Origin of the sequence: Micromonospora sp. NPDC000668 (assembly GCF_042897975.1) — a bacterium.
Classification (GTDB): domain Bacteria; phylum Actinomycetota; class Actinomycetes; order Mycobacteriales; family Micromonosporaceae; genus Micromonospora.
Window position 1 is genome coordinate 387,973 of sequence record NZ_JBIAYP010000003.1, and the last position, 13,366, is coordinate 401,338.

At 74.1% G+C, this 13,366-nt stretch carries 12 protein-coding genes; 3 read left to right on the top strand and 9 right to left on the bottom strand.

The annotated features are described in order from the left end of the window. Nucleotides 1–49: 49 nt before the first annotated feature. The gene (locus ACFY29_RS17995; RefSeq protein ID WP_386988485.1) at nt 50–3,346 is read right to left on the bottom strand and encodes a S8 family serine peptidase; all 3,297 of its coding nucleotides are present in this window, start codon (nt 3,344–3,346) and stop codon (nt 50–52) included. A 159-nt stretch (nt 3,347–3,505) separates the two neighbouring features. Here ACFY29_RS17995 and ACFY29_RS18000 point away from each other — a divergent pair, with 159 nt between their 5' ends. Next, entirely contained in the window at nt 3,506–4,063 is a 558-nt protein-coding gene (locus tag ACFY29_RS18000; RefSeq protein WP_328420139.1) for a sugar O-acetyltransferase, read from the top strand. Nucleotides 4,064–4,110: 47 nt separating this feature from the next. Here the strand turns inward: ACFY29_RS18000 and ACFY29_RS18005 are convergent, their stop codons facing one another. The 5 genes from ACFY29_RS18005 to fdxA are packed head-to-tail and all read right to left on the bottom strand — an operon-like array spanning nt 4,111 to nt 7,888. Then, nucleotides 4,111–4,758, bottom strand: coding sequence for a nucleoside/nucleotide kinase family protein (locus ACFY29_RS18005; RefSeq protein ID WP_386987460.1), 648 nt, complete (start codon nt 4,756–4,758; stop codon nt 4,111–4,113). Beyond that, nucleotides 4,758–5,402 (bottom strand): SIMPL domain-containing protein, encoded by a 645-nt coding sequence (locus ACFY29_RS18010; RefSeq protein WP_386987463.1) that lies wholly within the window; start codon nt 5,400–5,402, stop codon nt 4,758–4,760. Before ACFY29_RS18010 ends, ACFY29_RS18005 begins: the two co-directional genes overlap by 1 nt. 10 nt (nt 5,403–5,412) lie before the next feature. Further along, complete coding sequence (locus ACFY29_RS18015; RefSeq protein ID WP_386987466.1) at nt 5,413–6,441, bottom strand: prephenate dehydrogenase; 1,029 nt, start codon at nt 6,439–6,441, stop codon at nt 5,413–5,415. A 17-nt stretch (nt 6,442–6,458) separates the two neighbouring features. Then, nucleotides 6,459–7,565 carry a succinyldiaminopimelate transaminase gene (gene dapC, locus ACFY29_RS18020; protein WP_386988488.1) on the bottom strand — a complete coding sequence of 369 codons (1,107 nt, stop codon included), beginning with the start codon at nt 7,563–7,565 and terminating at the stop codon, nt 6,459–6,461. Beyond that, the gene (gene fdxA / locus ACFY29_RS18025; RefSeq protein ID WP_007464872.1) at nt 7,562–7,888 is read right to left on the bottom strand and encodes a ferredoxin; all 327 of its coding nucleotides are present in this window, start codon (nt 7,886–7,888) and stop codon (nt 7,562–7,564) included. The genes dapC and fdxA overlap by 4 nt, the downstream gene beginning before the upstream one ends. Nucleotides 7,889–7,967: 79 nt before the next feature. Between fdxA and ACFY29_RS18030 the strand changes: the two genes are divergently transcribed. Continuing rightward, nucleotides 7,968–9,002, top strand: a complete 1,035-nt coding sequence (locus ACFY29_RS18030) for a GNAT family N-acetyltransferase (RefSeq protein ID WP_386987468.1) — start codon at nt 7,968–7,970, stop codon at nt 9,000–9,002. Between the two features lie 175 nt (nt 9,003–9,177). On the opposite strand, the gene ACFY29_RS18035 is transcribed toward ACFY29_RS18030, so the two are convergent. From ACFY29_RS18035 to mshB, 3 genes are all read right to left on the bottom strand, one after another. Further along, nucleotides 9,178–9,642: a hypothetical protein gene (locus tag ACFY29_RS18035; protein ID WP_328420148.1), complete on the bottom strand. Its 465-nt coding sequence runs from the start codon at nt 9,640–9,642 to the stop codon at nt 9,178–9,180. A gap of 81 nt (nt 9,643–9,723) precedes the next feature. Further along, nucleotides 9,724–10,158 carry a hypothetical protein gene (locus ACFY29_RS18040; protein WP_386987471.1) on the bottom strand — a complete coding sequence of 145 codons (435 nt, stop codon included), beginning with the start codon at nt 10,156–10,158 and terminating at the stop codon, nt 9,724–9,726. 17 nt (nt 10,159–10,175) lie between these two features. Continuing rightward, the gene (gene mshB / locus ACFY29_RS18045) at nt 10,176–11,102 is read right to left on the bottom strand and encodes an N-acetyl-1-D-myo-inositol-2-amino-2-deoxy-alpha-D-glucopyranoside deacetylase (RefSeq protein ID WP_355607936.1); all 927 of its coding nucleotides are present in this window, start codon (nt 11,100–11,102) and stop codon (nt 10,176–10,178) included. Nucleotides 11,103–11,188: 86 nt separating this feature from the next. Between mshB and ACFY29_RS18050 the strand changes: the two genes are divergently transcribed. Then, on the top strand, nt 11,189–13,333 hold the full coding sequence (locus ACFY29_RS18050) for a prolyl oligopeptidase family serine peptidase (protein WP_386987475.1): 2,145 nt from the start codon (nt 11,189–11,191) through the stop codon (nt 13,331–13,333). The last annotated feature ends 33 nt before the right edge of the window (nt 13,334–13,366 follow it).

The window sequence follows — 13,366 nt, forward strand, 5'->3', positions numbered from 1 at the left end:
ATCCCGCCGGGTCCGCGGCGCTCGGCCACGGACCCGGACGGGGTACGCCTCAGCGCAGCCGGTACGCCTGGATGATCCGTTGGGTCACCGTGTTACCGGCGGCGTCCCGAGCGGTGGCCCGCAGGGACGCGTAGCCGGCACCGGCGGGATGCCGCACAGTGGCGGTCCAGCCGTGCCCGCCGTGCCGGACGCGGGCGGGTTGCCAGCTCTGGCCGCCGTCGTAGGAGACGTCGACGGTCAGCCCGGTCACCCGCGACCCGGCGGCACCGGGCTGCCGCCGCACCTGCACCGGGATGACCAGACTCCGGCCGGCCGGGGCGGCGTTGGCCGCGTCCAGCGGTGGCGTGAACCGGATGGCCGACACCGGCAGCGGCCGATAGTCCTCGCCGGGAACGTGCCGGGACCGGAACGTCCACGCCGTGCTGACCTCGGTGCTGAGATCGGTGAAGCTCCGCTTGGACGACGTCTCCAGCCGGTAGCCCGCGTCGCCGGGCGGCACCGTGAACCGCCCGTAGCCCGGCGTCGGCTGCTCGCCGACCAGCACGCCGTCGCGGTAGAGAGCCGTCCGGGCGGTGTCGGCGACCGAGCGGCCAGCGTGCCCCTCGGCGTCGCTGTACAGCGGTAGGTCCGCCTGGATCTCGTCAGCGAGCCGGGTGACGCCCTGCCCGGGCCAGCGCGACACCGGGAAGGATGGCCCGTACGGGGCGCTGCCCCAGCTCTCCCGGGTGTGCCGGCCGGCCCGGTACGCCCGTGGTTCGGCGCTCAGCGTCGCCTTCAGGTCGGTCCAACCGTCGTCGGTGGGCACCCCGAACATCAGCTCCGAGGACCAGCGCACCGATCGGGTGTTGTAGTGCTCGACCCGCTGCCCGGGCACCGTGGTGGGCAGGCCGACCGCCCAGCCGCCCAGGTCCGGGTCGAGGTGCGGGAAGACCACCCGCTCCGCGACCAGGCCCGGAGAACCGCCCCGGAACTGGTGCGTGACGCTGGCCAACTCCCGGCTGCGGTAGGTCTTGTCGAAGCCGGTCGGCATCCGGCCGGGGAACTTCTCGGCGAGCGCGTACAGGTACGGGCTGTTGGCGACCTCCGGCTGCGCCCACTGGCTGTTCACCGTGGCGAAGAACCGCTCACCGGAGACCGGCCGGCCGATCTGTCCGGTGGCCAGCCCGGTGAAGTCGAGCGCGAGCAGGCCGAACCCGTAGGAGCCGCCGTCGTCGGTGACCCAGTTGGCCCCGATGTCCACCAGCGCCGGCACGGCCGAGGGCTCCGGGACGGCGGTACGCACCGGCCGGGCCTTCCGGCCGTCGACGGTGACCGTGGTGTCGCCGTCCACGACCAGCTCCGGCTGGGCCAGTTGGGCGAGCCCGTCCTCGGCGAAGAGGAGGCTGACGAGTCCGTAGCGGCCCTTGGGCAACCGGGTGTCGACGGTGCCGTCCGGGTCGTACAGGTCGTAGGTGGCCAACGTGTCCAGGTCGACCAGAGCGGTGACGTGGTCGGTGGCGGCCGCACCGGTGGCGTCCAGGTGCCGCACGGTGAGCTGGTAGCTCTCCACCTCCCGGTTGACCGCGACCGGGGTGACCGCCACGGCCGTCCCGGAGCGGGCCACGATCCGCCCGGTCCAGTAGCCGTCCGTTCCGAGCCGGGTGTTCGCCGTGACGGTGGTGCCGGCGGTGCCGCCCGGGGGCACGGTGAGCTGGGTCGTTCCGAGGGCGAACATGCCGGCCGGCGCCGGCTGGCCGTCCGAGCCGGTCACCTCGAGGGACAGGTCCAGGGTGAGCGGGTCCGGGCCGTCGTTGCGCCAGCCGACCTCCCGGGTGACCGGGGTGTCGTCGTCGTGCGGCCAGGCGGGCTGGCCGAAGGAGACGCTGACCGGGTCGCTGACCACCCGCTGGGTGATCGCCCTGGCCACGTCGACCCGGCCGGCGCCCTGCTGGAAGGCGGTCTGCGCCGGGTGCGGCTTCGCCGAGGCCATCAGGGTGGCCTTGAGCTGGCCCGCCGCCCAGCCGGTGTGCTGCTGGGCGAGCAGCGCCACCGCGCCGGTGACGTGCGGCGCGGCCATCGAGGTACCGGAGAGCGAGACGTACTTCTCCCCCACCGGATCGCCGAGCAGCGTGCCGTCGCCGCGAGCGGCGACGATCTCCACCCCGGGGGCGGTGAGATCCGGCTTCAGCCCGCCGTCGCCCACCCGAGGCCCTCGGCTGGAGAAGTCGGCCAGCGCGTCGTCACGGTCCACCGCGCCCACCGCGAGGGCGGCCTCCGCCGTGCTCGGCGAGCCGACCGAGCCGTCGCTGCCGACGTTGCCCGCGGAGATCACGAAGAGCGCGCCAGTCTGCGCGGTCAGCGACTCGACCGCCGACTCCAGCGGGTCGACGTCCGGCGTGTCGGGACCGCCCAGGCTCATGTTGATCACGTCGGCGTGCTGGTCGACGGCGGCCCACTGCATGCCGGCCAGGATCGCCGACTCCGAGCAGCCCTGGTCCTCGCAGACCTTTCCGTTGAGCAGGGTTGCGTCCGGCGCGACGCCCCGGTATTTACCGCCGGAGGCGGCACCGCTGCCGGCGATGATCGAGGCGACGTGGGTGCCGTGGCCGACGGTGTCACCGGCCTCGGCGGCTTCGGTGAAGTTGTGCGACTCGGCGACCCGGCCGGTCAGGTCGGGGTGGTTGGCGTCGATGCCGGTGTCCAGCACCGCGACGCGTACGCCCTGGCCGGTGAAGCCCGCCTGGTGCGCGGCCGGCGCGCCGATCTGCGGCACGCTGTGGTCCAGGCTGACCTGCCGCCGGCCGTCGAGCCAGATCCGGTCGGCACCCCCCGCCGTGCCGACCCGGGCGCCGGCGCCGGTGAGCGCCGCCCAGACCGCTGCGGCCCGCTGCTTGTCGGCCGTCGCGGCGACCCCGCCGATGGCCGGCAGTTGCACGGTGACCGTCAGCCCGGCCGGTACGGCGGTGCGCTGCCGGGCGCCCGCGTTGCCGGTGACCAGCACCGGCAGGTGGTCCCGGCGGCTGTCGTCGTAGCCGGCGGCGATCAGCCCGGTCACGTCGAACAGCCGCCGGTCGACCCGACCGGCCCGGACCAGCGGCAGGGCGTCCTGTGGCAGCACGGTGAGGTGGCCGCGGTCGCGGGTGGTGAGGAAGCGGAGATGGGTACGTCCGGGGCCGGGACTGACCGCGGCGGACCCGGAAGCGGTGACGGTGACGCGGTCACCGGTGAGCAGGGTGACGGTGGTCGGGGATGCGGTGCCGATCGCGGTGCGCGGGGCGGCGTCCGGGGCGGTGGTGGTGGTGGGCGGGCTGCCGACGGCAGTCGCCGGAGTGCCCAGCACGAGGGCGACTACGGCGACGGCGGCCATTCTGCTACGTCGATGCAACGGAACCTCCTCGGTGGAGCGTCGGTACTACTGGAGACGCATTGACCACCGTCAGTGTTACATACCGGGTATGCATAATGTGGGCCGAAAAATGACGGACCAACCAACATGTACCGGGGCTGAACCGGCATCATCGACGGGGTGACCTCCATGAAGGACCGGATGCTCGCCGGCGAGCCCTACCTCGCCGACGATCCCGAGATCATCGCCGACCTGGACCGGGCAGCCCGGCTGATGGAACGCTTCAACACCAGCTCCGCAGCGGACGAGGCGGCTCGTCTCGCCGCCCTGCGCGACCTGCTCGGCGAGCTGGGCGAGGGCACCTGGATCCGGCCACCGTTCTACTGCGACTACGGCTGGCAGATCCGGATCGGGCCCCGCAGCTTCGTCAACTACCACGCGGTCTTCCTCGACGTCGCCCCGATCACCCTCGGCGCGGACGTCCAGGTCGGACCGAACGTGCAGCTGCTCACCCCGACCCACCCGGTGGAGCCCGGGCCGCGCCGCGACAAGTGGGAGGCGGCGAAACCGATCACCATCGGCGACAACGTCTGGCTCGGCGGCGGCGCGATCGTGCTGGCCGGGGTGACGATCGGCGCGAACACCGTCGTCGGTGCCGGCGCGGTGGTGACCCGCGACCTGCCGGCCAACGTGGTCGCGGTCGGCAACCCGGCCCGGCCGGTCCGTCAACTGGACTGATCGGCACGACACCGACGCCGGCACGGCTGCCTGCCCGGAACTTCCGGTCAGGCCGCTGGTGGCTCGGTCAGTCGGACGACCAGATCGGCGGCGCTGGCGGTGCCGGTCACCAGGGCGGCATTGACCTCGTCGCTGCCCAGCGCCCACGCTCGCGCCTGCTCCGGCGACCGCCCGAACGCCTCGTGCCGGGCGGTCAGCCGACGCAGCCGCACCTCGGCGTCCAGGTCGAGGAACCAGGCCTCGTGCAGCAGCGACCGGATCTCCTGCCACGGGAAGTCCGGCAGCAGCAGGTAGTTGCCCTCGGTCACCACCAGGCGGACCGATGGCGGGACCTCGATGGCCCCGGCGATCGGCTCCTCCAGCTCCCGGCGGAACTCCGGCGCGTAGACCGAGGTGGGCTCCAGCCGGCGCACCCGGCGCAGCAGCGAGACGTACCCGTTGGCGTCGAAGGTGTCCACCGCGCCCTTGCGATCGGCGCGGCCCAGCCGGACAAGCTGCGCCTGCGCCAGGTGGAAGCCGTCCATCGGCACCAGCCGGGCGGTCGGACCGATCTCGGCCACGATCTGCTCGGCCAACGTGGACTTCCCGGCGCCCGGTGCGCCGGTGATGCCGAGCAGTTGTCGCGGACCGGCCTCGGCCAGTGCCCGCGCCCGGGCCACCAGCTCGTCGACCGACAGCACCCGGGGCGGCGGCATCAGCCCAGGACCGGGTCGCTGATGGTGAACCTCGCCTGCACGGCCGCCTGGACGGTCTGCGGCTGCGGGTCCAACTCCAGCTCCGGCGGGCCTCCGCCGGAGCCCACGTCGAACGCCGCGCGGGCGAACATCGGCCGGTCGGCAGCGCCGGCGTCGGCCAGCTCGATCAGCGAGGTGACCTGGGCGCCGAGCGCCTCCGCGTACTCGCGGGCGCGCTGCAGCGCGTCGGTGATCGCGGCGTGCCGCGCCTCCCGGTGCGCGGGGCTGTCCGGCCGCAGCTCCCACCAGGGACCGGCCACCTCGACCTGATCCTGGTCCGCCAGCCGGAGCATCAGCTCGCCGAGGGCGGTGAAGTCGGTGACGGTGACCGTGGTGGTGACGCTGCCGTGCCAGGCCACCACCCGCTCGCCCGAGCGCCGCGTCTCCGGCCGGACCCGCAGGTCGCCGGTCTCCCGCCGGGCCACCACCGGCCCGGCGCCGTCCAACAGCACCCGGATCGCGGCGGCGCGCTCGGCGAGCCGGGTCAGGGTGGCCTCCCGGTCGCGGTCCCGGGCCGTCGCGGTGACCGCGAATCGGGCCAGTTCCGGCGGCACCTCCCGGTACGCCTCGCCGCGTACCTGCACCACCGGACCGTCCACCGCCATGCCCATCACCCTAGTCAGTCACCGGAAGCCATGCCGTGTAGGAGACGACGTCCGTGCCGACCCGGCAGCCGGTCAGGTGCCCGCCGTCGTCGCCCAGCCCGCGCAGCCAGGTCACCTCGGCGGAATGATCGCCGTCGGCGGGGAACTCCCGGTCCCGCTCGGCGAAACGCCGGTCGAGCAGCGCCGACCGGGCCGCGCGGGCCTCCGCGTACCGGGCGGTGAGCACCGCGGCGTCGCCGTCGGTCAGGGCGGTGGCCAGCTCGTCCAGGAACACGCGGACCTCGGCCAGCTCGTGCAGCACCCGGTCCCGGTTGCCGAGCAGCATGTTCGCCGTCCGCTCCGCCGGGGTGCCGGCGACCCGGGTGCCGTCCCGGAAGCTGCCCGCGGCCAGCGCGAGCACCGCGTCGCGCAGCCGCGCCCGCTGCGTCGCTCCGGCCAGCGCGCCGGCCAGCAGGTGCGGCACGTGTGAGGCGAGCGCGGCCGCCGAGTCGTGCGCTGGAGCGGACATCGGCACCACCCGGGCACCGAACAGCTCCACCAGCAGCCCGGCCAGCCAGCGGAAGGCGTCGGTCGCTGCGCCCGGAGCTGGGCAGAGCACCCAGGCGGCACCGGCCAGCAGGGTCGTGGTGGCGGCGGTCAGGCCGGCGGACTCCGCGCCAGCCATCGGGTGCCCGGGCACGAACCGGTCGGTCAGCCCGAGCCGGGCGGCCGCCTCAGCCACCTCGATCTTGGTGCTGCCGACGTCGGTCAGTACACAGCCCGGCGCGGTCGCGGCGGCCACCTGGGCCAGCGTCCCGGGCAGGGTGGGCAGTGGGCCGCAGAGGAAGACCACGTCCCGGCCGGCCACCGCCTGCTCGATCGTGGCCGGGGCGGCCACCCCCCGGGCGCGGGCCCGCTCGCGGGTCGCCGGGTCGGGATCCCAACCGGTCACGTCCAGGCCCGCGTCGGCCAGGCGCAGCAGCACCGAACCGCCGATCAGGCCGGTGCCGACCACAGCAGCCCGCACCCCGGCGTACCGCCCGGTCACACCGTCGGTCATCGCCGGGCCGCCCGGGGTCAGGCCCGCAGCCGGCCGGCGACCGCCGCGACGTGCTCGTCGGACTCGGTCAGCGCCACCCGGACGTACTGCCCGGCGGAGGGGCCGTAGAAGACGCCCGCGGCGACCAGGATGCCGCGTCGGGCCAGCCAGTCGACCGTCTGCCAGCAGTCCTCACCACGGGTGAGCCAGAGGTACAGGCCGGCCTCCGAGTGCTCGACCGTGAAGCCCACGCCGGTGAACGCGGCGGTCAGCACCTCACGCCGGGCGCGGTAGCGCTCCCGCTGCTCGTCGGCGTGCCGCTCGTCCTGCAGTGCGGCCACCATGGCCGCCTGCACCGGTGCGGGCACGATCATGCCGGCGTGCTTGCGGACCTTCAGCAGCTCGGCCACGAGCGCCGGGTCGCCGGCCACGAAGCCGGCCCGGTAGCCGGCGAGGTTGGACCGCTTGGAGAGCGAGTGCACGGCGAGCACGCCGTCGTAGCTGCCGCCGCAGACCTCCGGGGACAGCACCGAGACCGGCTCGGCCGACCAGCCGAGCGACAGGTAGCACTCGTCGCTGGCGACCACCGCGCCACGTTCCCGGGCCCAGTCGACCACCTTGCGCAGGTGCGCCGCGGGCAGCACCCGACCGGTCGGGTTGCCGGGCGAGTTGACCCAGACCAGCCGTACCCGGGAGGTCGGCCCGACCGCGGTGAGCGAGTCGGCGCGGACCACGGTCGCGCCGGCCAGCCGGGCCCCGTCCTCGTACGTGGGGTACGCGATCGACGGCACCACCACCACGTCACCCGGGCCGATGCCGAGCAGGGTGGGCAGCCAGGCGACCAGCTCCTTGGAGCCGATCGTCGGCAACACGCCGAGACCGTCGACCCCGGCGCCACAGGCCCGGGCGACCCACGCGGTGATCGCGTCCCGCAGCGCCGGCGTGCCGGCGGTCAGCGGGTAGCCAGGAGCGTCGGACGCGTCAGCGAGCGCCTGCCGGATCACCTCGGGAACCGGGTCGACCGGCGTGCCCATGGAGAGGTTGATCAGGCCCTCCGGATGCGCCGCGGCCACAACGGCCGCGGCGTCCAGGGTGTCCCAGGTGAACTCGGGCAGCCGTGACGAGACCGGCGCGGGCCGGTTCAGTGGCCCTCGCCGCGCGGCGGCTGCGCGGCGACGAAGGTGGCGTCCTTCTCCACCTTGCCGATCTTCGAGGCGCCCCCGGGCGAGCCCAGGTCCTCGAAGAACTCGTAGTTGGCGCCGGTGTAGTCCTTCCACTGCTCCGGCACGTCATCCTCGTAGAAGATCGCCTCCACGGGGCAGACGGGCTCACAGGCACCACAGTCGACGCACTCGTCGGGGTGGATGTAGAGCATCCGATTGCCCTCGTAAATGCAGTCGACCGGGCACTCCTCGATACATGCCTTGTCGAGCACATCCACGCACGGCTCGGCGATGATGTAGGTCACCGGTCTTCTCCTCCGCAAGACTCGCCGCGATCTCCCGCGACGGTAAGAGCCTAGTATCTCGCCGGGGAGGGGGTCGATCGTGCTCCGACAGCAGGACTTGGGACACCGGATCGTGGTCCGCCGGATTGTGGGGATTCGCGAAGGCCGCCCGCTCTTCTCCGATGCTCTCGGGGAGCTGGTGGAGCTGAGCGAGACTCATCTCACGCTGGCGACCGCGCAGGGTCCGCTGCGGGTCCCGGTGGCGCAGGTGCACCGGGCCAAGCGGGTGCCGCCGACCCGCCGGCCGACCGCCGCCGCCGTGGTGGCGCTGGAGCGCGCCGCCGACGAGGCCTGGCCGGCACCAACACGGGGCGGGCTCGGCGACTGGCTGCTCCGGGCGGCCGACGGCTGGACCGGTCGGGCCAACTCGGCACTGCCGATCGGCGACCCGGACCGGCCGCTGCCGGCGGCAGTGGACGCGGTCGAGCGCTGGTACGGCCAGCAGGGCCAACCTGCGATGATCAACACACCGCTGCCGCTCGCCGCGCCGGTCGGCGCCGAGCTGGACGGCCGGGGCTGGGGCAGCCGCCCGCCGACGCTGGTACAGACCGCGCGCCTGCCCCTGTCACTGTCGGGCGCCGGCCGGACGCCCCGGGCCGGATCAGCGACCGCCGCCGGCAGCCCCGACGAACGGCCCGGCGCTGCGGACGAGGCGGCACTCGACCACGCCAGCGTGATGATCGAACTGGCCGGCGCGCCGAGCGAGGAGTGGCTGGCCGTCGCCGCTGGCCGCAAGGGTGGCCTGCCGGACGCCGCCCGGCACGTGCTCACCGCCGTGGACCAGGTCCGCTTCGCCCACGGGTACGCCAACGGCACACTGGTGGCGATCGGCCGGGGCACGGTGACCGGGCAGGGCCGCTGGCTCGGGCTCAGCCTGATCGAGGTGCTGCCGGCAGCACGCCGACAGGGGCTGGCCCGCCGCGTGATCGACACGCTGGCCACCTGGGGTGCGTCCGCCGGGGCGACGCACGCCTTCCTCCAGGTGGAGCAGCGCAACACGGCGGCGGTCGCGCTCTACCAGCGGCTCGGCTTCACCACCCACCACACCTACCTGACCCGGGTCGCCCCGCACTGACCCGGGTCGCCCCGCACAGACGCGACCCGCCCCGCACTGACCCGACCGCCCCGCGCAGCGCTTGATCAGCTCGACATCGCCGATGTCGGGGTATCCGGACGCCGGGATACCGCCGGATCGGCGAAGGCGAGTCGATCAAGCGCCGCGGACCAACGCGGGTCGGGCCAGCCGCGGGTCAGCGGCGGACGACCCGACGCGGCTTGGCGGCCTTGACCTCGGCGTACCGCTTGAGCTGCTGGGATCGGTAGTCGCGCCCGAGCGCGGTGAGCACCAGGTACCCGATCAGCGTGCCGGCACCGCTGGCGAGCAGATAGAGCCAGATCTGGGCGAAGAACGTGCCCGCCCCGCCACCGAACGGGTTGTGGCCGACGAGCAGCGGCCCGACCAGCACGGTCAGCGCCATCGCCACCAGCACCACGACGACCATGTCGGTCGACCACTCGGAAAGCGGCCGGCGGCGACCCCAGCGGAAGGCGACCACGGCCAGGGTCAGCCCGATCACCACGAACATCGCCAGCGACACCCGATCGGCGACGGTGTCGTCACCGTCAAAGCCAAGCCGGATGATCAGCCGGGCGACCACGTTGACCGCGAACAGCGCTCCCGCGAGCACCCCGACGTCACGCCACCGTCTGTCCATCGCACGACCTCCTGCCGTACGCCCCGTTGCGGGGCGGCATCCTTGGCAGGAATATCTACCACTCGTACCTGTGTGGCGTCATCATCCACCGAGTGCGGGCGGCGGGGCGAGGATCTGCCGGAAGCCCATCACCGCGAAGGTCATCGCACCGGCCACGATCATGGCAAGGCCGACCCAGTTGTCGCCGGCCAGCAGCAGATCGCCCTCGGTGGTCCGGACGGCGGCCACCGCCATCAGCGCGAACCATGGCACTGCGGGCAGCGCCACCGCCCACCGACGGCCGACCACCTCGTGCGCGAACCAGGCCAGCGCGATGTTGGCGCCGACCGCGAGCAGCACCGACACGCCGACCAGTTGCCCGCCGACGCGGACCGTGGCGAACAGCAGCTCCAGCACCCCGGTCAGCACCCCGGCCACCACCACGACGAGCCCTCCGGCCAGCCGCAGACCCAGGTCCAGCAGTCGCGGCGGTGGCCCCGCCGAGGGCGGGGTGTCCTGGTCCGGCATGACCGACATCGGCGCGGCGGGCAGGGTCACCGGAGACCGGCCGCCGCGGCCGGGGACCGGTCCGGGGCGGTCTCCTCGGGCAGCCCGGCGAAGAGGTCGTCCTCCCAGCCGTACGGGCCGGCGCCCGGGCCCTTCTCGCCGACCGCGAGGGTGAAGTACTCCACGCCCATGAACTCGCCACCGAAGTTGCCGGCGATCGAGTAGAGCCAGGAGTTGGCCGGGATCTGGGTGCCGTGCGCCCGCATCGCGGCCTCCTTGGCCACGTGCTGGTCGGTGGCGTTGATCCGGGCGGCGATCTGGTCGTCCGGGGTGCCGAAGGGCAGGTCGGCGAGGTCCTCGATGCCGCCGAACGGGTTGTCCGAGGACTCGGCGAAGTGCGTCATGCCGGCTTCCATCACGCTGATCGGCATGGCCGTCCAGTAGACCTTGAGCGGGGCGCAGCCCTCGGCGGCGGCCAGTTCGACGGCGCGCATCGCCACCCGGTGCGCCTGGATGTGGTCGGGGTGGCCGTAGAAGCCGTTCGGGTCGTACGTGATCAGCACCTGCGGGCGTACCTCCCGCATGATCTCCACCAGATGCCCGGCGGCCTCGTCGAGGTCGGCCTGCCAGAAGGCGCGGGGGTGCTCGTTGGTCGCGAGCCCCATCATCCCCGAGTCGCGGTAGCGGCCGGCGCCGCCGAGGAAGCGGTGGTCGCTGACGCCCAGCGCGGCGCAGGCGGCGGCCAACTCGGCGACCCGGTACCCACCGAGCTGGTCGGCCTCGGCTGCGGCGAGCTGCGCCAGCGCCGGGACGTGGATCTCGCCCTCCTCGCCGAGGGTGCAGGTCACCAGCGTGACGTGCGCGCCGGCGGCGGCGTAGTGGGCCATCGTCGAGCCGGTGCCGATCGACTCGTCGTCGGGGTGCGCGTGGACCAGCAGCAGGCGGCGGTCGGGCAGCGTCGTCACGACGGTCACTCTAACCGGCGGTTCCGGCCGGGAGTCGTCGACGCGTCCACCCAGGTCGGCCACATCACGCCCGGCACGGCTCTACGATTTGGCCTGTGGACTTTCCGGAGCTGGCCGCCCGCACACGCCGGTTCAGCCACGGCGCGCCGCGTGCTGTCTCCGTGGCCGAGGACGGCTCCCGGGTGATCTTCCTGCGCTCCGCCGGCCCGGAGGATTCGGCGGACGCGCTCTGGCTGCTGGACGTGGCCACCGCCGAGGAGCGGTTGGTCGCCGACCCGGCCACCCTGCTCAGCGACACCGGCGACGCCGCTGTGCTCTCCCCCGGCGAGCGTGCGCTGCGCGAGCGGCTGCGGCTCAGCGCCGCCGGCATCGGTTCGTACGCGCTGGACGGCGCCGGCCGGGTGGCGGTGTTCGCGCTGGCCGGCCGGCTGTTCCGGGCCGACCTGGTGCACGGCGACGTGGTGGAGGTGGCCGCCCACGGCCCGGTGCTGGACCCACGGCCGGACCCGACCGGGCAGCGGCTGGCGTACGTGACCGACGCCGCCGAGGGTGTCCGCCGGGGCGAGCTGCGGGTGATCGACCCCGACGGCACCGACACTCTCCTGGCGGGCGAGGACGCCGGGGTGAGCTGGGGCTTGGCCGAGCACATCGCGGCCGAGGAGTTCGGCCGGTTCCGGGGCTACTGGTGGGCGCCGGACGGCCGCTCGGTGCTCGCCGCGCGGGTCGACGAGACCCGGTTGCCCCGCTGGCACCTGCACGACCCGGCCGAGCCGGCGAGCCCGCCGACCGCCGTCGCGTACCCCCGCGCGGGCGGACCGAACGCGGAGGTCAGCCTGCACCTGCTGGACCTGGACGACGGCTGGGTCGACGTGCACTGGGACCGGGAGACCTACCCGTACCTGACGGCCGTCAGCTGGACCGAGGGCAGCCCGCTGATCACCGTGCTGCGGCGCTCGCAGCAACACGGGCTGGTACTGGCCGTCGACCCACGGACCGGTGAGACGCAGGTGCACGCCGAGCTGGCCGACCCGCGCTGGGTCGAGCCGATCGCCGGCACACCGGCGCACCTGCCGGACGGCCGCGTGCTGGTCGGCGGCGAGCTGGCCCACGACGGGTACGACGCGCGGTGCCTGTTCGCCGATGGCACCCTGCTCACCCCGCCGTCGCTGTACGTGCGGCGGGTGGTGGGTCGGCTGCCGAACGGCAGCGGCCCGGCGGACCTGCTGGTCGAGGCGAGCGACGGCGAGCCGAGCGAGCGGCACCTGTTCCGGGTCCGGACCACCATCGGCGGCGGGGTGGACGCCCGCCGGCTCACCACCGACTCCGGCTGGCACACCGCCGCCGTGGGTGGGGACGTGCTGGCGGTCGGCGTCGCCTCGCTGGACCACGCCGGGGTGCGGTGGACGGTACGCCGCGGCGACCGGGAGGTGGCCGAGCTGCGCTCGCTGGCCGCCACCCCGCCGTATTCTCCGCTGCCGCTGCTGGAACGGGTGACCGACCGGCGGCTGCCGGCGGCGGTGCTCTACCCGGACAACCATGTGACGGGCCGGCGGCTGCCGGTGCTGCTGGACATCTACGGCGGCCCGGGGCACCAGGAGGTGGTGGCCGCCCGGGCGGCCTGGCTGGAGCGGCAGTGGTGGGCCGAAGCCGGGTTCGCGGTGGTCACCATCGACAACCGGGGTACGCCGGGAGTGGCCCCGTCGTTCGAGAAGGCGATCCACCGGCGGATGGCCGACGTGATCCTGACCGACCAGGTGGACGCGCTGACCGCGCTCGCCGGCAAGCACCCCGACCTGGACCTGGGCCGGGTGGGGGTGCGTGGCTGGTCGTTCGGAGGGTGGCTGGCCGGGTTGGCGGTGCTGCGCCACCCGGAACTGTTCCGGTGCGGGATCGCGGGTGCCCCGGTGACCGACTGGACGCTGTACGACACCGCGTACACCGAGCGTTATCTCGGGCTGCCGGAGGACGGGATGGACGTCTACGCGCACCACTCGCTGGTGGAGATGGCGGCCGAGCCGGTCACCGGGCCGGACCAGGCCCGGCCGTTGCTGCTGGTGCACGGTCTGGCCGACGACAACGTGGTGGCCGCGCACACGCTGCGGCTCTCGGCGGCCCTGCTGGCCACTGGCCGTCCGCACGCCGTGCTGCCGTTGACCGGTGCCACCCACATGGCCGCGAACGGCACCGCCGAGCGCCTGCTTCCGCTGGAGCTCGACTTCCTCCGTACCCACCTGTTCTGACCCCGCGCAAAGGGCGGCCCCCGGTCGACGGCG

What these genes read in the sequence shown, in the direction of transcription:
- ACFY29_RS17995 (WP_386988485.1), bottom strand. Translation starts at nt 3,346, where the DNA reads ATGGCCGCCGTCGCCGTAGTCGCCCTCGTGCTGGGCACTCCGGCGACT.
- ACFY29_RS18005 (WP_386987460.1), bottom strand. Translation starts at nt 4,758, where the DNA reads ATGCCGCCGCCCCGGGTGCTGTCGGTCGACGAGCTGGTGGCCCGGGCG.
- ACFY29_RS18010 (WP_386987463.1), bottom strand. Translation starts at nt 5,402, where the DNA reads ATGGCGGTGGACGGTCCGGTGGTGCAGGTACGCGGCGAGGCGTACCGG.
- ACFY29_RS18015 (WP_386987466.1), bottom strand. Translation starts at nt 6,441, where the DNA reads ATGACCGACGGTGTGACCGGGCGGTACGCCGGGGTGCGGGCTGCTGTG.
- ACFY29_RS18035 (WP_328420148.1), bottom strand. Translation starts at nt 9,642, where the DNA reads ATGGACAGACGGTGGCGTGACGTCGGGGTGCTCGCGGGAGCGCTGTTC.
- ACFY29_RS18040 (WP_386987471.1), bottom strand. Translation starts at nt 10,158, where the DNA reads ATGTCGGTCATGCCGGACCAGGACACCCCGCCCTCGGCGGGGCCACCG.